Source organism: Streptomyces sp. AV19, from assembly GCF_015999245.1.
In the GTDB taxonomy this organism is placed as follows: Bacteria; Actinomycetota; Actinomycetes; order Streptomycetales; family Streptomycetaceae; genus Streptomyces.
This window is the reverse complement of the sequence record NZ_JAEAMR010000003.1, coordinates 806,598-823,257: the sequence shown is the minus strand read 5'-3', so window position 1 is coordinate 823,257 and position 16,660 is coordinate 806,598. Positions and strand designations below refer to the sequence as shown.

Sequence of the window (16,660 nt, the reverse complement as noted above, 5' to 3'; positions counted from 1 at the left end):
CCGGGCCCCGGGGCGGAGCCCCGGAAGAAACGGTGAAAGGGCGGGGCAGGGGCAAACCCCCCACCCCCGCCCTTCAGGAGCACGCACAACAACCCGCGTCAACGCAACGGCGACGTCAACGCAACGACGACGTATCGTTCAGCAACCGCAACGACGCATTGCCGTCCGCGTAGTACGCCACCGCCGACAACGACGCCGCGGACAGCTCCATGCGGAACAGCGCCTCCGGCGGGGCCCCCAGGGCCAGCCGGACCAGGGTCTTGATCGGCGTCACATGGGTCACCACCAGCACCGTACGCCCCGCATAGCGGGCGAGGAGCTTGTCACGGGAGACGGCGACCCGCCGCGCGACGGCCGCGAAGCTCTCGCCGCCCCCGGTGGGCGCGGCCTTGGTGGAACCGAGCCAGGCGTCCAGGTCCTCGGGATACCGCTCGCGGGCCTCGGCGAAGGTCAGCCCCTCCCAGGCCCCGAAGTCGGCCTCGCGCAGCCCCTCCTCGACGCGGACGTCGAGGCCGAGCCGGGCGGCGACGGCCTCGGCCGTCTCGCGGCAGCGGCGCAGCGGGGAGCTGACGACGGCCTGGATCGTGCCGCGCGCGGCGAGCGCGGCGGCGACGGCGTCGGCCTGGCGGCGGCCGGCGGGCGAGAGCTCGGGGTCGGAGCCGCCGCTGCCGGAGAAGCGCTTCTGCGGGGTGAGCGCGGTCTCGCCGTGGCGCAGCAGGACGAAGGTGGTGGGCGTGCCGAGGTCGGCGGGGGCGGCCCAGCCGACGGGAGCGGCCTTCGGTTCGGCGAGCGGCTCCTCGACGGCCGCCGGGCCGGCGTCCGCGAGGGCCGCGGCGGAGCGCGAGGGCTCCCAGCGCTTGCCCTGCTTGCCCAGGTCCATGGCCTCGTTGGCGAGCCGGTCCGCGTGCTTGTTCTTCTCGCGGGGGATCCACTTGTAGGCGACCCGGCCGGCGGGGAAGACCTGCTTGGCCTGCGCGGCCAGCGGCTTCATGTCCGGGTGCTTGATCTTCCAGCGGCCGGACATCTGCTCGACGACGAGCTTGGAGTCCATGCGGACCTGGATCTCGGCGTCGGGGTCGATGGCCCGGGCGGCCTCCAGCCCGGCGATGAGCCCGCGGTACTCGGCGACGTTGTTGGTCGCGGTGCCGATGTACTCGGCGGCCTCGGCGAGGGTCTCGCCGGTGGCCGGGTCGAGGACGACGGCGCCGTAGCCGGCGGGGCCCGGGTTGCCCCGGGATCCGCCGTCGGCCTCGACGACGAAGCGGTTGGACATCGGGCGGCCTACAGCCCCGACTCGGGCGTACGGACCAGGATGCGGCGGCAGTTCTCGCAGCGGACGACGGTGTCGGCGGCGGCCGAGCGCACCTCGTTGAGCTCGGTGATGTTGAGCTCCAGGCGGCAGCCCTCGCAGCGGCGCTGGTAGAGGCGGGCCGCGCCGACGCCGCCCTCCTTCACGCGCAGCTTGTCGTAGAGCCCCAGCAGATCGGCCGGGACGGAACGGGCGACGACCTCGCGCTCCTTGGTGACGGTGGCGCTCTCGGCGTCGATCCCGGCGAGGGCGGCGTCGCGGCGGGCGACGGCGGCGTCGACCTTGCCCTGGACGGCCTCGACGCGGCCGGTCAGCTCGGTGACGCGCTCGGCGGCGGCCTCGCGGCGCTCCATGATCTCCAGGACGACGTCCTCCAGGTCGCCCTGGCGCTTGGCGAGGGAGGCGACCTCGTGCTGGAGGTTCTCCAGGTCCTTCGGGGTCATGCCGGCGCCGGAGTCCAGGCGCTGCTGGTCGCGGGCGGCGCGCTGGCGCACCTGGTCGACGTCCTGCTCGGCCTTGGTCTGCTCGCGGGCGGTGTCGCTCTCCTCGGTCTGCGCGGCGACGAGGAAGTCACGGTGCTCGGCGAGGTCGCCCTCGAGGGACTGGATCTCGGCGTGCTCGGGCAGGCTCTTGCGCTTGTGGGCGAGCTGGGCGAGGCGGGTGTCGAGGGCCTGCAGATCGAGGAGGCGGATCTGGTCGGCGGGCGCGGCGTTCAGTTGGGGGCTCCTATGGCTGGTGTTCGGTGGTGGACGCGGCCGCGTGGGCGGTCCAGGGGTCGGTGACGAGGCGCGAGACATGCGTGCGCAGTCCCCAGCCGTGCCGGTCGGAAATCTCGTCGAGCTGGGCGGCGGCCTGTTCGCACCAGGGCCACTCGGTGGCCCAGTGGGCCGCGTCGACCAGGGCGAGCGGGCTGCGCAGCCGGGCCTCGGAGGCGGGGTGGTGGCGCAGGTCGGCGGTGACGTAGGCGTCCACGCCCGCGGCCCGTACCTCGTCGAAGAGGGAGTCGCCGGAGCCGCCGCAGACGGCGACCGTGCGCACGGCCTGCTCCGGGTCGCCGGCGACGCGGATGCCCTGGGCGGTGGCGGGCAGCCGCTCGGCGCACAGCTCGCCGAACTCGGCGAGGGTGAGCGGGGTGACCGGCTCGCAGATGCGGCCGAGGCCGCGGCGGCCCGTCGGGTCGGTGGCGTCGGGCACCAGGGGGCCGATGACGCGCAGGTCCAGGGCGCCGGCGAGGGCGTCGGAGACGCCGGGGTCGGCGCGGTCGGCGTTGGTGTGCGCGACGTGCAGCGCGATGTCGTTCTTGATCAGGGTGTGCACGGCGCGGCCCTTGAAGGTGCCGGCCGAGACCGTCGTGGTGCCGCGCAGGTAGAGCGGGTGGTGGGCGACGATCAGGTCGGCGCCGAGCTCCACCGCCTCGTCGACGACGGCCTGGACGGGGTCGACGGCGAACAGGACCCGGGTGACGGAGGCGTCGGGGTCGCCGCAGACCGTGCCGACGGCGTCCCACTGCTCGGCCCGCTCCGGGGGCCACAGGGCGTCGAGGGCGGCGATGACTTCAGACAGTACGGGCACGGGGAAAGGCTACCTGCCTTCCCGTGCCCGTACGGCGGCGTCCGTCCGTGCGGCTACTTCACGAGGAAGCCGCGGAGGTCGTCCAGGACGCTGTTGGCCGCGGTGACGCCGAGGCCCAGGTACCAGGTCTCGTCCTTGACGTTCTCGGCCCGGCCCTCCTTGACGGCCTTGAGGTTCTTCCACAGCGGGTTGTCCTCGGCGGCGGAGCGCTTGGTCTTGTCCGGGTCGCCGTAGACGCCGGTGAAGATCCAGTCGGCGTCGGCCTGGTCGATCTTCTCCGGGCCGATCTGTACGGCGAGCTCCTCGGCCTGCTGGTTCTTCGGGCGGGGCAGGCCGGCGTCCTTCAGGACGGTGCCGATGAAGGACTTCTGCGCGTACAGGCGGGTGAACTGCGGCATGTAGCGCAGCATCGTGATGGTCGGCTTCTTGTCGCCGAGGTCCTCGCCCAGCTTCTTCGCCTTGGCCTCGTAGTCCGCGAGGTTCTTCTTCGCCTTGGCGGTCTCGTCGAGGGCGGCGGCGTTGAGGAGGTAGTTCTCCTTCCACGTGAAGCCGGGGCGGATGGAGAAGACGGTGGGGGCGATCTTCGCCAGGTTCTTGTAGTGCTTCTCCGCGCGGAGCTTGCTGCCGATGATCAGGTCCGGGTGGAGGTTGTTGATGGCCTCCAGGTTGAGCCCGTTGACGGTGCCGACGCTCTGCGGGTCGCCGGCCTCCTTCCTGAGGTAGTCCGGGATGCCGCTGTCGCCCTCGGTGGGCGCGTAGCCGACGGGCTTGATGCCGAGGGAGACGACGTTGTCGAGCTCGCCGACGTCGAGGACGACGACGCGCTTGGGCTTGGCCTTGATCTCCGTCTTGCCCATGGCGTGGGTGACGGTCCGGGGGAACTGGCCGGCGGCCGCGTCCGTACCCATGTTCTTCGTCTGTTCGCCTGCCTTGCCGAAGTCCTTGCCGCCCTGGGCGACGGACTTGGAGCCGGCGCCGCCGTCCTTGCCCTTGTCGGAGGTCTCGGCGTCGCAGGCCGTCAGGGCCAGGGCGGCGGACAGGGCGACGGCCGCGGCGGCGGTGCCGCGGCGGCGGAGCGTTCGGCGAAGTGGCATGGGGGACTCCCTAAGCGGTGGGGGCAGCCGGCGGCCGCGCCGACTACTTAGGCTCGCCTTACTTTAAACGGGGTGCAATACGCCAAGCACACCCACCTCCCGGTTCTCCGATGAATCGGACAACCGCCACCCGTACGCGTGAACCACGCTCACTCGCAGGGTGCGGTTTGGGGTCCCAAAACTACGTTCTGTGCCGGAGGTGACGTTTCTCATGACGGTCTGTGCCCCCCAGAGCACCCCAGAGACCACTCCCCGACGTGCGCCGATGGACTCACGCCGGCCGTCCTTCACGATCACGGCCGACGGTTCGTACGCGGCCTGGCTGGCGCTCAGCCGCGCCACCGGCGGCTGGTTCCCCGAGCGCTGGACCCTCGACGGCCCCGAGCCCTACGCGGTCCCGCTGCCCGGCGGCCAGCCCGAGGAGCCCGACAGCGAGGTGCTGCCGCTCGCCGACGGGAGGGTGCTCATCCGGCGCCGGGTCGCCGAGCGGTACGCGCTGTCGCTGCTCTACCCGACCGGGCCCGGCACCGGCGAGCTGCCGCTCGGCGCGATCGAGTGCCCGTACCTGTCGCTGCTGCCGCCCGCCCCCGACGGCGCCTCGGCCTACGCGCTGGTGCACGGCGACCGGACCACCACGCTCTGGCGCGTCCACGGCACCGCCGCCGGGCCCGAGCTGCTCGCCCGGGTCGACGGCCGCTGCTCCGGCGGCGCCTGGCTGGACCGCGCGGGCCGGCTGCTGGCGCTCGACCGGGAGCTGGAGGGCATCACCAAGGCCGTCGTCGTGGACCTGGCGCGGGGCGGCGAGACCAGCCCGCTGCTCCAGATCGCCGACCACAGCAACGACCGCCTCGTCCTCGCCGAGCCCGACAGCGGCCTGCTCCTCGTCCGCTCCGACGCCCCCGGCCAGGAGCGGCTGGGCTGGGGCGTGCTGGGCTCCTCGCGGCCCGTGCGCTTCCCCGAGTGCCTGCGCCAGCAGGGCGCGGCGGTCACGCCGTTCGCCGCGCAGCCCGGGCAGACGCTGTCGCCCGAGGGGTGCGCGGTGGCCTTCCGGGTGGACCGCGAGTCGGGGACGTCGGTGGGCGTGTGGCGGCCCGCCGAGCGGCAGTTGCGGCAGTTCCCCGGCCCGGCGGGCTGGGTGGCGGGCGCCGGGCTGTGGTCCCACTGCGGGGAGCTGCGCCTGCCGTACGCGACGCCGCACGTCTCCTGCGGGCTGGCCCGGGTGCGGATGCCCGACCCGGAGGAGGAACGGGAGCCGGAGCCGCTGCCGGTGACGCCCCGTCCGGTGCCGCTGCAGCAGGCGCCGCACGCCCGTGCCGCCGCCCGTGCGGGGGCCGCCATGGGGTAAGGAGCGCTCCCCGGTCCCGCCCCTGGACCGGGGTGGCCCCCGCGATCAAGGTCCCGTTAGACTTCGGTGCGGGGGTTTTGCGCAGCTGTGCCCTTGAACGGTCCTGCGCGGAGCGCGTGTTGACGAACACCGGACGGACGGACAGGTCACGAACTCCGAAAGCGTGTCGGCAACGCCGCGGCCCCCGCGCGCACAGCACGCAATCCACATCCCACGGAGTGACTCCCCACATGTCCGAAGCCCGAACCGACACGACCGAGGCGCGCCCCCTGGAGGCGTCCGCCCAGGCCGCAGCCGCCGGCTCCGGCAGGCACCGCGGCCCGCAGTCGTCCGACGAATCGCACACCACGACCCACGGCAGACACCGCCGCGTCTCCGACGGGGGCTGACCGGGGTTCCCCCGGAACGCCGTCCCCCTCAGGCGTGTTCGACGACGGTGTCGTCGAGCACGCCTGCGTCGTTCCCGCCCTCCCGCTCGACGACGGTCACCGCGACCCGGACCCTCCGCGGGGTGTCGCGCCACATCCGCACCCGCAGCGTCTCGCCGGGGAAGACCACGCCCGAGAAGCGCGTGGAGTACGAGCGGACCCGCCCCGGCTCCCCGTCCAGCAGCGTGTCCACGACGGCCTTGAGCGTCATGCCGTACGTGCACAGCCCGTGCAGGATCGGCCGGTCGAAGCCGGCCCGGGCGGCGAACGCCGGGTCGGCGTGGAGCGGGTTCCGGTCCCCCGACAGCCGGTAGAGCAGCGCCTGGTCCTCGCGGACGGCCCGCTCGACGGTCGCGTCCGGGGCGCGGGCCGGCGCCTCCAGGCGCTCGCTTCCGCCCCGTTCGCCCCCGAAGCCGCCCTCCCCGCGCACGAACAGCCGCGACTCCCCGCTCCACAGCGGACCGTCCGCGTCGGCGACGTCGGTGCGCAGCACGACCACGGCGGCCTTGCCCTTGTCGAGGACGGCGGCGATGCGGGACGTCTGGGCGGCCTTCTCGCCGCGGACGGGGATCGGCCGGTGCAGCGTGAGCGACTGCCCGCCGTGCAGCACGGCCGCGAGGTCGATGTCGATGCCGGGCGTGCCCGGCCATTCCGCCGCGATCATGCCGCCGCCGGCGACTGTCGCGAAGCTCGGCAGGACGTGGAGCCGGTCCTCCAGGACGTAGCGGAGCTCGGCCGCGTCCGTGGCCGGGACGCCCGCGCCGACGCCGAGGTGGTAGAGGAGGACGTCCTTGTGGTCCCAGGAGAGCGGGACGGTCCGCGGCTCGGCGGCCAGGGCCTTGGCTGCGTCGATGGGCATGGGGGAGGTATAGCCGGTTCCGCTCGGCCGGGGGAAGGCCCGGGTGAGGACAAATGTCACAGCCAACTCCTGACGTTTGCGACTGCCCAGGTCAGGGGCCTGTTACTTAGAGTTCTGGGCATGAGGAGCATGGGGGACGAGATCGGGCGGATGAAGGCACCCGGGAGGCGGGCCTTCGTCCCGTGGCTGTTCGCCATCACCGGCGACACCATCAACGTGCTCACCGGCGGCATGCCCCTGCCCTGGCTCGCCGCCCTGGGCGAGCTGTGCTTCGTCGCGCTCTACATCGCCGCGGTCTTCACCGCCATGGACGAGCGGCTGCGGCGCGGGCGTGTGCCGCTGGTCGCCCTGGGCGGGCTGGCGATGGTCACCTTCGCGCTCAACCTCGGCTATCTCGACCACTGGCAGATGTGCTTCCCGCTGCTGTCCATAGCCACCGGCATCGTGCTGCGCGACCGCGGCCGGGTGATGGCCGCCGCCCTGGGCACGCTCGGCTTCACCTCCGGGGCCCTGTGGTTCGTCCGCCCCGACGACGACAGCACCGGCAGCATCGTCGCCATCGCCTGGGGCACCGCGCTGGGCGGGCTGGTCGCCGCGGCCGTCCTCAACCTCTTCGCGGCGGTCACCACGCTGCGTGACACCCGCGAGCAGCTCGCCCACGCGGCCGTCGAGCGGGAGCGGCTCCGCTTCTCCCGCGACCTGCACGACCTGCTCGGCCACACCATGTCCGTGATCGTGGTCAAGGCGGAGGCGGTGCGCCGCCTCGGCCCGAAGAACCTGGAGGCCGCGCTCGGCCAGGCCGCCGACATCGAGGCGGTCGGGCGCCAGGCGCTCACCGAGATCCGCGAGGCCGTCACCGGCTACCGCGAGGGCAGCCTCACCACCGAGCTGGACAACGCCCGTTCACTGCTCGACGCCTCCGGCATAGCCGCGGAGATCCGGCAATCCGGCCCGCCCCTCCCTCCCCAGACCGGCGCCCTGCTGGGCTGGGTCGTCCGCGAGGGCGTCACCAACGTCGTACGGCACAGCGGGGCTTCGCGCTGCGAGATCGAGGTGCGCGGCGCACCGGACCGCGTCCACCTGGAGATCGGCGACAACGGGCGCGGCGTAGGCTCGTCGTCCGCCGGTGCCGGCAACGGCCTGCGCGGGCTGACCGAACGCCTCGCCGCCGCCGGCGGATCGCTGACCTCCGGCCCGGACGGGCGCCGGGGGTTCCGGCTGGTGGCCGAACTGCCGGTGGACGACGAGGAAGGGGAGCGGGCCGCGTGATCAGGACACTGCTGGCCGAGGACCAGGGCATGATGCGGGGCGCGCTGGCGCTGCTGCTCGGCCTGGAGGACGACATCGAGGTCGTCGCCCAGGTCGGCGACGGGGACGCGATCGTCCCCACGGCCCTGGAGGCCCGCCCGGACGTCGCCCTGCTGGACATCGAACTCCCGGGCCGCAGCGGCCTGGACGCGGCGGCGGAGCTCCGATCCGCTCTCCCCTCCTGCCGCATCCTGATCCTCACCACCTTCGGCCGCCCCGGCTACCTCCGCCGCGCGATGGAGGCGGGCGCGTCCGGCTTCCTCGTCAAGGACGGCCCGGTGGAGGACCTCGCCGCCGCGATCCGCCGCGTGCTCGCGGGCGAGCGCGTCATCGACCCGGCCCTGGCGGCGGCCGCGTTGAGCGCGGGCCCGAACCCGCTGACGCAGCGGGAGCGGGACGTGCTGACGGCGGCGGTGGACGGGGCGACGGTCGCGGACATCGCGGCGCGGGTGCACTTGTCGCCGGCGACGGTTCGCAATTACCTGTCGGCGGCGATCGGCAAGACGGGGACACGGAACCGGATGGAGGCGGTGCGGGCGGCGCGGCAGAATGGTTGGTTGTGACCTTCACCCCCACCCCGCCCTTTCACCGTTTCGAGTCGGATCGCGGGTACTCCACGGTGGCGGCCCGGGTCATGGCCCTTGTGTACAAACCCCCTGAACCAGCGGGTGGTTGAACCCTTCGGTTCCATGGCTCCGTACCTCCCTCTCGTCGGGATGGGTACGGAACCTTTACCGCGTCCGGCGTCGTCAGCCGGGCGTACGCTGAACGGACGGGAGCACCACATCACACGCACCAGGCGGGGATCATGAGCGCTCTAGGAGAGAACGTCAGGAAGCACCGGCGGCTGGCCGGACTGACCCAAGAACAGTTGGCCTACGCCGCTGGACTCGCGCCTTCAACCGTCGCCAAGTTGGAACAGGGCGGAAACGTCCGTATCGAAACCCTTCACATCCTGGCTCGCGCACTGCACGTGAGGACTTCTCAACTTATGGCCTCGGATACGCCGGAACCTGTGCAGGGCGAAGACCCGACACTCGTAGGGCTGGCCGAATTGCGGAGCGCGCTCACTCCACCCATGAGCATCACAGGTGATTCCGGCGACGGGCCCGACGAGGAGCCGAACCTTTCGGTGCTGCTGGAGGTGATCCGCACCGGCTCATCGGCGTACGATTCGGACAACTTCGGGTCCGTCGCGGCCAAGATGCCTCAGATGATCCGAGACGCGAATTCGGCTGTTGCGTACTTCGACAATGGCGAGGAGCGCAGGAAGGCACTGTCCGCCCGCGCAGAAGCCTACTTGCTGGGTGGCCGATACCTGACTCAGGTTCGGCAGTACGACCTGGCGTATCACGCACTATCCGGCGCTATCCAGGACGCGCGAACGGTGCAAGATATGAACACGGCCGGCTATGCCGTGGTCATCATGTCCTGGCTCCTGCTGAGGCAAGGGCGTTTCGATGACGCGGAGCGAGCAGCCATCGAGACAGCGGACCACCTGGAGCCTCGAATCTCCAAGGCTCCCCCGGAAAGGCTCGCTGTATGGGGCTGGCTTGCGCTGCAAGCGGCTGCTGCCGCTGTCCGCAACAACCGCCCCGACGACAGTGCGGACGCCCGCAGGATTGCCGAGTCTGCTGCTGCCGCACTGGGGCGGCATGCGGACGCCGGTCACCGCTTCGGCCGATTCGACAGCGCCGTTGCCGGAATGAAGGGGCTGGAGGATGAACTGATCTCGGAGAACGGAGACCCTTGCCGAGTGATCTATGAATCGACCGGGAACGCTCGGTTCTCGGATCATGCGATGAAGGCGGCCCGTATCGCGGAGACCGACAAGGAATGGAACCGGCATCGGCTGACGGTGGCGACGGCGTACGTCAAAGTTGGGGACCATGAAAAGGCGCTCGACCGACTGACGGCCGTCGAGTACGCCAACCCCCAGTGGCTCCGGCATCAGCGCATGGCGCAGGACGTCATGGCAGCGATCGTCCGGCGCCGCAAGCGCAAGCTGACCCCCGGCATGCGGGCGATGGCAACACGGTTGGGCGTGCTGGGTTAGCTACTGCGCAGCGTGGTAGTTCCAGGCGATCATGGCCCCAACTGCTGTGGTAGAGAGCTGGATTGATCTGTCCTGCGGCCATACCTTCGCCATATCCCGAAGTCGAGCAGGCCAAGGACCAAGATGGTTCACCGAACAGAAGCCGATCACCAGCGCAGGCGGGACCTTGCCGACGATGCGGCGGGGGTCACGCGCTTACTGCCGTGCGCGATGGTTAACGGCCACCCCTGCCGCCTCGTGACCGATGATGCAGAATGGCAGTCGACACTCGCCGATGGCGCGGAAGCTGTGCAACTCGGTGCGGTGGCCGTCCTGTTGGAATATGTCAACACGACCATGGGCGCCCCGAAGCTGTCGGACGGGGAGCTGCGTTACTTGGTGGCTCGCCTGCACGAGGCACTGGGCGACGCGCTGAAGGTCGCCGAGAGCCGAGGAGAACAGCTTTCCGGGCCGGGCGCCGACAAGGACGGAGAGACCCGCGCATGACTTTGGATCCTGCCCCTGTGGAGGACTGCAAGGTGTGTGCGGACTGTGTGGATTGGCGCAGAGCGTACCGTACCGGGGTTGGCACCCCGGACGGTTACACCAACCTGTCGGCGGCGTCCGACTGCAACGTGGAGATCCGGAACCACCCGCACCATCCGCCCAAGGTCGCGCTTCCGACCAAGCGACCGGCGGTAACTACGTGAGCCGTCGAACCTTCCGGATTTCCGACTGGGTTACAGCTCAAGATCCAGGTACAAGCGCGGAGTTCGCCGTCATCTGCCGCAGCAGCGACGGAGACAGGCTCTGCGGCTGGGAGTTCCGCGTCTTGGACGACAAGGAGCTGGCCGAACAACAGCAGCGGGATCACATGGCGGACACCAGCCACAGCCGCTTCTGGGAGCACTCCCGGTATCCCACGATCGTGACCGCTCCGCCGCTCGTGGCGAGCCGGATCACCAGGCGCGAGCGGGCGAGCCGATGATGTCCCGGGCACGCCCCCGAGCCAAGCGGAGACGGCCGGGCAAGCAGCGCAGATCATCGATCCAACGGCGAAGGAGTGATCCATGGGCAAGCATGGCGGAGGTTCCGGAGACGGACAGGGCGGAAGCCAGCAGGACGACAGCAACAGCGGCGCCAAGCACGGTGGCGGCGGCTCCGACGAGGGCGGCAACACATCCGACGGCTCCGGCCCCGCGACGGGTAAGTAGGCGTGCGTGAACACACGCGCAGAGGAGGCGGGCCCTTCGGGGCTCGCCTCTGCCCTCATGGAAACGGGCGCACTGACTCCTGACTGGTTGGGGACGTTCAAGGCAGTCCCCCGTGAGCTGTTCGTGCCCGACCGGATCTGGCCGGGTATCGCGGACGGCACTCGCCAGACCACATTGGTGGACCGCGCCGAGGACCCCGACTCGTGGTTCAAGGTCGTGTACTCCGACATCCCCCTCACGACACAGTGGGACGACGGACGGCACACCGGTGATGGGCTGGGAACCACGCCGACAAGCTCCAGTTCCATGCCGCGCATGGTCTTCTCGATGCTCGCCGACCTTGACGTACAGGAAGGCCACCGGACCCTCGAAATCGGCACCGGCACCGGTTGGAACGCGGGGCTTCTCTCGCACAGACTCGGCGGCGCGAACGTGGTCAGCGTCGAGTACGACGAAGCCGTCGCCGAGGGTGCGGAGGAAAACCTCCGACGCGCTGGTCTGTCCCCTCTGGTCATCGTGGCGGACGGGCGCTCGGGCCATGTCGGCACCGCCCCGTACGACCGGGTCATCGCCACCTGCTCGGTCGGGGAGATGCCCCGGTCCTGGATCGAACAGACCCGGCCCGGCGGAGTGATCGTCGCCCCGTGGGGAACGGAGTACGGGGGTGAGTACATCGTGCGCCTGACCGTCGGCGAGGACGGCACGGCGAACGGACCGTTCACCCGCTCCAGCGCCTTCATGCGCCTGCGGCAGCAGCGCGCGGAACGCCCGCCTTTCGATGCCTATCTCAAGGGCCAGGAGTGGCCTGCGGACGGCACCAGGAGCACGACCGCGCTCTCTCCTGCCGACATCGGCGGGTGGCTCGAGCAGTTCGTGATCGGGCTGCAGGTGCGCGGGGCCTTCTGGCGCGCCGAGCGGTACGACGACGGCACTTACACGCTGTGGACGTACAGCGCCGACACCCAGTCCTGGGCTTCTGCCGACTATGTGCCGGGCCGACGGAAGTACGAGGTCGTCCAGTCCGGCCCGCGCAAGCTCTGGGCCGAGACGGAAGCCGCGTACCGATGGTGGCTGGGCAACGGCCGCCCCGGGTTCGAGCGTTTCGGGCTCACCGTGGACGCCCACGGCGAACGAGTCTGGCTCGACTCGCCGGGCGCCCCTCTGCCAGTACGGAGACTGGGGGGAGACACATAGCCGTGTCCCACCGCCCCGCTCTGTGCGCGACGCCGAGGCGCACGGGCGGGGCGTCCCGGGGGCAGGGGGACGGGGAGGCGGGGGCGCAATCCACCGGCCACCACCCCCGTGGCAGCATGATCGCCATGTCCCCGAGCCCCACCACCCTCGCCGCCTTCGAAGAAGCCAAGGGCTTCATGCCGCTGGACGAGGGCCTCGCCCTCCATGCCGCCGCCGAGCGGGCCGCGGCAGAACTCGGCCTCCCCCTCCTCGAAGTCGGCACCTACTGCGGCCGTTCCACCCTCCTCCTCGCCGACGTGGCCCGCGCCGCCGGGACGGCGGTCGTCACCGTCGATCACCACCGCGGCAGCGAGGAGCAGCAGCCCGGCTGGGAGTACCACGACACCACCCTCGTCGACCCCGAGGTCGGGCGGATGGACACCCTGCCCACGTTCCGGCGGACTCTCCACAAAGCCGGGCTGGAGGAGCACGTCATAGCCATCGTGGGACGCTCCCCGCAGGCGGCGGCGCTCTGGCAGGCGCCCCTCGGGCTCGTGTTCATCGACGGCGGGCACACCGAGGAGCACGCGACCGCCGACTACGAGGGCTGGGCGCCGCACCTCGCCCCCGGCGGGCTGCTCGTCATCCACGACGTGTTCCCCGACCCGGCGGACGGCGGCCAGGCCCCGTACCGCATCTACCGCAAGGCCCTGGAATCGGGCGAGTTCACCGAGGTCTCCGTCACGCGTTCCCTGCGTGTCCTGCGCCGGACCGGGGCACGGCGCTAGCATCGCCCGGGTGTCCTACGGCAGTCATTCCCGCGTCCGCGTCCTGGCGGCGGCCCTCGTCTCGTTGACGGCGCTGGCCGCCCTCACCGGCTGCGACGACAGCGACGTCGCCGGCCCGGCCGCCGAGGGCAGGGCCGAATCCCCCACATCCGCACCGGCGACGGCGTCGGCCCCGGCGGCGCGGAAGAGTACACCGACCCCGCCGTCGTCCTCCGCGCCGTCCGCCTCGGCGAAACCTTCCGCCCGGTCCGCCCCGGCGGACGCCCCGGACGGTCCCCTGCGCGGCAAGACCGTCGTCATCGACCCCGGCCACAACATCCGCAACCAGAACCACACCGCCGAGATCAACCGTTCCGTCGACATCGGTACGGGCCGCAAGGAGTGCGACACCACCGGCACCTCCACCAACTCGGGTTACGCGGAGGCCGAGTTCAGTATGGACGTGGCGCATCGCATTCGCGACATTCTGACGTCGCAGGGCGCGACCGTCACCCTCACCCACGACAGTGACCGGCCTTATGGGCCCTGCGTGGACGAGCGGGCGGCGATCGGGAACAAGGCGCGCGCCGATGCCGCGCTGTCGGTGCACGCGGACGGCGCGGGCGAGGGGCAGCGCGGTTTTCATGTGATCCTGCCCGCCAAGGTCAAGGGCGGGCGGGCCGACACCGCGCCGATCGTCGGGCCGTCCAAGGAGCTCGGCGAGCGCGTCGCCGGCAACTTCGTCCGGGAGACCGGAAGCGCTCCGTCCAACTACATCGGTCACGGCTCCGGACTGGACGTCCGCGGCGATCTCGGCGGCCTCAACCTGTCCACTATTCCCAAGGTGTTCGTCGAGTGCGGCAACATGCGCGACCCGCAGGACGCCGCCCGTCTCACCGACCCCGCATGGCGCGACAAGGCGGCGCAGGGGATCGCGAAAGGCATCGCCGACTTCGTCCGGGGCAGGTGAATCCGAATAACGCCAGGCCACAGGCGTGTCACGAGGACGAAACGATGAGGCGCCCCGGACGGTGGGGCGGTAGGTTCCCCCGTACCATGGGGGGCCGCGTTCGTCCGACGCCCCTCCACGTCTCGTGACAGCGAACGAAAACGACGGCACTGACAAAGGATTTCAGGTGAACCTCCGCTCCCTCACTAGAGGCGACGGCGTGGTGATCGGAGCAGCGGTGTTGCTGTTCATCGCCTCGTTCCTCGATTACTACTCGCTCGACTGCAGCGGTGACTTCTGCGGCAAGGCGGACTTGCCCAACCTCTGGTCGAGCAAGGTCTTCCCCGCACTGCCGTCGATCGTGCTCGCCGGCCTGGTCGGCGCCGCGCTGATCATCGGCTCCCGTTTCCAGCCCGAGGGCCGCAAGGCACTCGGCCTCACGCTGGAGCAGTGGGGCACGGCGCTCGCGGTCTTCGCGACCTGGACCGTGCTGTGGACGTTGTTCGACGGCCCTGTCGAGCACGGTGACAAGTCCCCCTTCGGCGTCGGCATCGGCCGCATCCTGGCCTTCATCGCCACCCTGCTGATCGCCGCGACCGCCCTGCTCGCCGCGCGCATCCCCGCCCTCAAGGCCCCGCTGATGGGCGCCCCGCGCCCGCAGACCCCGGCGTCGCCCTACGGCACCGGCGCCCACCCGGGCTACGGCTACCCCGGTCCGGGCGGCCCCGCCGGCCCCGGCGCCCCCTTCGGCGGTCAGCCCTACGGCGGTGCCCCGCAGCCCGACCCGTCCGCCGGCCAGCCCGTCCAGGGCACCGGTCCGGTCCCGGCCGCCGACGGTCAGGCCCAGGCTCCGGCGCCCGCCCCGGCGGCGGACTTCGTGCCCTTCTGGTTCGCGGTCCCGGTCAACCGGCCGCTGTTCCCGGAGGACGGCTCCCCGACGCCGATCGCCGAGCTGGCGCCCGGCACCTGGTACCTCGCGGTGGACCAGCGTGGTCCGGCGCTCGTCGCCCAGACCCAGGACGGCCGCCGCGGCGTCCTCCAGGACACCTCGGGCATCCAGCGCGGCTGAGCACAACACGCGTCAACGAAGGCCCGCCGGGGATTCCCCGGCGGGCCTTCGGCGTTCAGCGATGGTCCGGCTTCGCCGCCCTGAACAGCCACGTGTCGAAGAGATCGCCGAGATCCTTGCCGGACTTCTTCTCGCACAGCTCGATGAAGTCGTCCGTCCCCGCGTTCCCGTGCCGGTGGTCCCGCGTCCACGAACGCAGGATGCCGAAGAAGACGGAATCACCGACCGTCTCGCGCACCTTGTGCAGCACCATCGCACCCCGCCCGTAGACCGGCCGCCCCGAGATCGTCTCGGCCTTCGGATAGGCGGGCGCGAAGGCCCAGATGTCCCCGGAACCGTCGTCCTTGGACTCCGAGTCCTTGCCGTCGTAGTAGTCGTCGAAGGTCTGCTTCTCGCTGCGGCCCTTCTCCTGCTGGGCCTCCCACATCCACTCCGCGTACTGCGCGAAGCCCTCGTTGAGCCACATGTCACGCCAGGTGCGCGGGGTGACGGAGTTGCCGAACCACTGGTGCGCCAGCTCGTGCACGATGATCTTGTCGGTCTCGGGGCCCGGGAAGTACGGCTTGGTCTGGGTCTCCAGCGCGTACTCGATGTCCGGGTTGTCGTCTATGACGGCGCCCGTCGACGCGAAGGGGTATGGGCCGAAGCGCTCGCGCGCCCACGCCATCGCCTTGGGTAGCAGCTCCTTCATGTGCCGTGCCGCGTCCGCCTGCTTGGGCGCGTACGCGATGTACGCGGGCACCCCGGCCGCGTCCGTCTCGACCGCCTTGAAGTCACCGACCGCGACGCTCGCCAGGTAGCTGGCCATCGGCTCGGCGCTGTGCCAGGTGAAGGCGGTCCAGTCGTCGCCGTCCTCGTCCTCCATCTCCTCCTTGTTCTTGAGCTCGCCGTTGGCCACGGCGGTGAAGCCGGACGGGACCGAGACGGTGAAGTCGTAGGTCGCCTTGTCCGACGGATGGTGGTTGCCGGGGAACCAGGCCATCGAGCCCTGGGGTTCGCCGAGTCCGACCGCGCCGTGGGCCGTCTCGACCCAGCCCTCCTTGGCGCCGTCCGGGTCCCGTATCGTCTTCGGTTTTCCCTCGTAGGCGATCTCCGTCTTGAACGTCGCGCCCTTGCTCACCGGCTCCTCGGGCACCACCTTCAGCTTGGCCCCCGAGCGGGAGGTCTTCGCCGCCTTCCCGCCGACCTTGGCGTCGGTCACCTTCATCCCCTTGAAGTCGAGGGTGAAGGAGGAGAGGCCCTCGGTGGCGCGGGCGGTGATGACGGCCGTGCCGTCCAGGTCGTTCCCCTCGGGCTCGTAGTCGAGCTCCAGGCCGTAATGCTCCACCTGGTAGCCGCCGTTGCCCAGGGACGGGAAGACCGGGTCGCCGGCTCCCGCCCCGCCCGCGCGCGGGCCGGACCCGCCGCCGCCCGAGCACCCCGCGACGAGCGCGAGCGCGAGCGCGACGACCGGGGCGCGGCGCAGCAGGCGTCTGCGCGCGGTGGACACGGATGCGGACTCGGACTTCGCCATGAGAGCCATGCTCCCATCGGCCACT

At 71.3% G+C, this 16,660-nt stretch carries 18 protein-coding genes; 12 read left to right on the top strand and 6 right to left on the bottom strand.

What is annotated here, in order from left to right; translation table 11 throughout:
- Positions 1–115: 115 nt before the first annotated feature.
- From I5Q34_RS03830 to I5Q34_RS03815, 4 genes are read right to left on the bottom strand one after another with little or no spacing between them, the layout of a single operon-like run.
- Positions 116–1,273, bottom strand: coding sequence for a bifunctional RNase H/acid phosphatase (locus I5Q34_RS03830; protein WP_199890620.1), 1,158 nt, complete (start codon positions 1,271–1,273; stop codon positions 116–118).
- Positions 1,274–1,281: 8 nt separating this feature from the next.
- Positions 1,282–2,025 carry a zinc ribbon domain-containing protein gene (locus I5Q34_RS03825; protein ID WP_199890846.1) on the bottom strand — a complete coding sequence of 248 codons (744 nt, stop codon included), beginning with the start codon at positions 2,023–2,025 and terminating at the stop codon, positions 1,282–1,284.
- 10 nt (positions 2,026–2,035) lie between these two features.
- Positions 2,036–2,881 (bottom strand): Nif3-like dinuclear metal center hexameric protein, encoded by an 846-nt coding sequence (locus I5Q34_RS03820; protein WP_199890619.1) that lies wholly within the window; start codon positions 2,879–2,881, stop codon positions 2,036–2,038.
- A gap of 53 nt (positions 2,882–2,934) precedes the next feature.
- Positions 2,935–3,975 carry an ABC transporter substrate-binding protein gene (locus tag I5Q34_RS03815; RefSeq protein ID WP_199890618.1) on the bottom strand — a complete coding sequence of 347 codons (1,041 nt, stop codon included), beginning with the start codon at positions 3,973–3,975 and terminating at the stop codon, positions 2,935–2,937.
- A gap of 265 nt (positions 3,976–4,240) precedes the next feature.
- Here I5Q34_RS03815 and I5Q34_RS03810 point away from each other — a divergent pair, with 265 nt between their 5' ends.
- Together I5Q34_RS03810 and I5Q34_RS03805 are read left to right on the top strand one after the other, a co-directional pair.
- On the top strand, positions 4,241–5,320 hold the full coding sequence (locus I5Q34_RS03810; RefSeq protein WP_234428264.1) for a hypothetical protein: 1,080 nt from the start codon (positions 4,241–4,243) through the stop codon (positions 5,318–5,320).
- A gap of 230 nt (positions 5,321–5,550) precedes the next feature.
- Positions 5,551–5,709 carry a hypothetical protein gene (locus I5Q34_RS03805; protein WP_199890617.1) on the top strand — a complete coding sequence of 53 codons (159 nt, stop codon included), beginning with the start codon at positions 5,551–5,553 and terminating at the stop codon, positions 5,707–5,709.
- 28 nt (positions 5,710–5,737) lie between these two features.
- Here I5Q34_RS03805 and I5Q34_RS03800 read toward each other — a convergent pair whose 3' ends face one another.
- The gene (locus tag I5Q34_RS03800) at positions 5,738–6,607 is read right to left on the bottom strand and encodes a MaoC/PaaZ C-terminal domain-containing protein (RefSeq protein WP_199890616.1); all 870 of its coding nucleotides are present in this window, start codon (positions 6,605–6,607) and stop codon (positions 5,738–5,740) included.
- 120 nt (positions 6,608–6,727) lie between these two features.
- Here I5Q34_RS03800 and I5Q34_RS03795 point away from each other — a divergent pair, with 120 nt between their 5' ends.
- The 10 genes from I5Q34_RS03795 (at position 6,728) to I5Q34_RS03750 (ending at position 15,122) form a co-directional block, all read left to right on the top strand.
- Complete coding sequence (locus I5Q34_RS03795) at positions 6,728–7,876, top strand: sensor histidine kinase (RefSeq protein ID WP_199890615.1); 1,149 nt, start codon at positions 6,728–6,730, stop codon at positions 7,874–7,876.
- Positions 7,873–8,478 carry a response regulator transcription factor gene (locus I5Q34_RS03790; RefSeq protein ID WP_199890614.1) on the top strand — a complete coding sequence of 202 codons (606 nt, stop codon included), beginning with the start codon at positions 7,873–7,875 and terminating at the stop codon, positions 8,476–8,478. Before I5Q34_RS03795 ends, I5Q34_RS03790 begins: the two co-directional genes overlap by 4 nt.
- Before the next feature lie 245 nt (positions 8,479–8,723).
- On the top strand, positions 8,724–9,971 hold the full coding sequence (locus tag I5Q34_RS03785; RefSeq protein WP_199890613.1) for a helix-turn-helix domain-containing protein: 1,248 nt from the start codon (positions 8,724–8,726) through the stop codon (positions 9,969–9,971).
- A 123-nt stretch (positions 9,972–10,094) separates the two neighbouring features.
- Complete coding sequence (locus tag I5Q34_RS03780; RefSeq protein WP_199890612.1) at positions 10,095–10,457, top strand: hypothetical protein; 363 nt, start codon at positions 10,095–10,097, stop codon at positions 10,455–10,457.
- 325 nt (positions 10,458–10,782) lie between these two features.
- On the top strand, positions 10,783–10,938 hold the full coding sequence (locus I5Q34_RS03775) for a hypothetical protein (protein ID WP_199890611.1): 156 nt from the start codon (positions 10,783–10,785) through the stop codon (positions 10,936–10,938).
- Between the two features lie 82 nt (positions 10,939–11,020).
- A complete protein-coding gene (locus I5Q34_RS03770; RefSeq protein ID WP_199890610.1) occupies positions 11,021–11,164 on the top strand; it encodes a hypothetical protein in 144 nt (47 codons plus the stop codon).
- 6 nt (positions 11,165–11,170) lie between these two features.
- A complete protein-coding gene (locus tag I5Q34_RS03765; protein ID WP_307811637.1) occupies positions 11,171–12,358 on the top strand; it encodes a methyltransferase domain-containing protein in 1,188 nt (395 codons plus the stop codon).
- 116 nt (positions 12,359–12,474) lie between these two features.
- The gene (locus I5Q34_RS03760) at positions 12,475–13,125 is read left to right on the top strand and encodes a class I SAM-dependent methyltransferase (RefSeq protein WP_199890609.1); all 651 of its coding nucleotides are present in this window, start codon (positions 12,475–12,477) and stop codon (positions 13,123–13,125) included.
- A 10-nt stretch (positions 13,126–13,135) separates the two neighbouring features.
- Positions 13,136–14,074, top strand: a complete 939-nt coding sequence (locus tag I5Q34_RS03755) for an N-acetylmuramoyl-L-alanine amidase (protein ID WP_199890608.1) — start codon at positions 13,136–13,138, stop codon at positions 14,072–14,074.
- A 166-nt stretch (positions 14,075–14,240) separates the two neighbouring features.
- Positions 14,241–15,122, top strand: coding sequence for a DUF5336 domain-containing protein (locus I5Q34_RS03750; RefSeq protein WP_199890607.1), 882 nt, complete (start codon positions 14,241–14,243; stop codon positions 15,120–15,122).
- A gap of 55 nt (positions 15,123–15,177) precedes the next feature.
- Here the strand turns inward: I5Q34_RS03750 and I5Q34_RS03745 are convergent, their stop codons facing one another.
- The gene (locus I5Q34_RS03745) at positions 15,178–16,635 is read right to left on the bottom strand and encodes a M1 family metallopeptidase (protein ID WP_199890606.1); all 1,458 of its coding nucleotides are present in this window, start codon (positions 16,633–16,635) and stop codon (positions 15,178–15,180) included.
- Between the last annotated feature and the right edge of the window lie 25 nt (positions 16,636–16,660).

Excerpts from the sequence above, each read along its gene's own strand:
- I5Q34_RS03805 (WP_199890617.1), top strand. The coding sequence starts at position 5,551 with ATGTCCGAAGCCCGAACCGACACGACCGAGGCGCGCCCCCTGGAGGCG.
- I5Q34_RS03815 (WP_199890618.1), bottom strand. The coding sequence starts at position 3,975 with ATGCCACTTCGCCGAACGCTCCGCCGCCGCGGCACCGCCGCCGCGGCC.
- I5Q34_RS03780 (WP_199890612.1), top strand. The coding sequence starts at position 10,095 with ATGGTTCACCGAACAGAAGCCGATCACCAGCGCAGGCGGGACCTTGCC.
- I5Q34_RS03770 (WP_199890610.1), top strand. The coding sequence starts at position 11,021 with ATGGGCAAGCATGGCGGAGGTTCCGGAGACGGACAGGGCGGAAGCCAG.
- I5Q34_RS03800 (WP_199890616.1), bottom strand. The coding sequence starts at position 6,607 with ATGCCCATCGACGCAGCCAAGGCCCTGGCCGCCGAGCCGCGGACCGTC.
- I5Q34_RS03810 (WP_234428264.1), top strand. The coding sequence starts at position 4,241 with ATGGACTCACGCCGGCCGTCCTTCACGATCACGGCCGACGGTTCGTAC.
- I5Q34_RS03745 (WP_199890606.1), bottom strand. The coding sequence starts at position 16,635 with ATGGCGAAGTCCGAGTCCGCATCCGTGTCCACCGCGCGCAGACGCCTG.
- I5Q34_RS03760 (WP_199890609.1), top strand. The coding sequence starts at position 12,475 with ATGATCGCCATGTCCCCGAGCCCCACCACCCTCGCCGCCTTCGAAGAA.
- I5Q34_RS03785 (WP_199890613.1), top strand. The coding sequence starts at position 8,724 with ATGAGCGCTCTAGGAGAGAACGTCAGGAAGCACCGGCGGCTGGCCGGA.
- I5Q34_RS03830 (WP_199890620.1), bottom strand. The coding sequence starts at position 1,273 with ATGTCCAACCGCTTCGTCGTCGAGGCCGACGGCGGATCCCGGGGCAAC.
- I5Q34_RS03795 (WP_199890615.1), top strand. The coding sequence starts at position 6,728 with ATGAGGAGCATGGGGGACGAGATCGGGCGGATGAAGGCACCCGGGAGG.